General features: G+C 64.6%; 1 protein-coding gene. It reads right to left on the bottom strand.

Features of this window, described 5'->3' with window-relative positions; genetic code table 11:
• On the bottom strand, nucleotides 1-508 hold a 508-nt coding region (locus EN935_RS39660; RefSeq protein ID WP_164771912.1), incomplete at its 3' end, for an MFS transporter.
• Between the last annotated feature and the right edge of the window lie 23 nt (nucleotides 509-531).

Below are 531 nucleotides of genomic sequence, written 5' to 3'. Positions count from 1 at the left end.
GCCTGAAGCCGGAACTGCCGAGATGGGCGAACAGCCACGGCCCGGCGGCAAAGCCGAGCGACAGAACAGTGGCGTAAATGCCCAGGACAAGGCCGCGCCGATGCGGCGGCGCCGAGGTGCTGATCCAGAATTCAGACAGGATGAACAGCACCGTCAGCGCGATGTGCAGCACGATGCGCAGCGGAAACCACATCCAGAAATCGGGCGCGAAATGAAAGCCGACAAAGGCAAGCGCGCCGGTCGCGATCATGGCAATCATGGTCCAGGCGACGCCGAAGCGCATGGCGAGTGGCGTCGCCAGCGGCGCGCCGGCGATCGAGGCGAGGCCGGCGACGGCCGTGTTGAGGCCGATCATCGAGGCCGAATGGCCGCGTGTTTCCAGGATGACGCTGAGCAGCGGCATGCCAAGACCGATGGCGATGCCGACGACGCTGATCGACGAGATCGCCGCCACCATCGGCAGCCAGTGTACGCGTTCGTCGCCCTGTGGTTGGGTATCGACCGTCATGGGGATGCTGAATACTCTACAGA

Origin of the sequence: Mesorhizobium sp. M7D.F.Ca.US.004.03.1.1, assembly GCF_003998635.1 — a bacterium.
In the GTDB taxonomy this organism is placed as follows: Bacteria; Pseudomonadota; Alphaproteobacteria; order Rhizobiales; family Rhizobiaceae; genus Mesorhizobium; species Mesorhizobium loti.
Note: the sequence above shows the minus strand (reverse complement) of the source record. Positions and strands in the feature narration are given on the sequence as shown.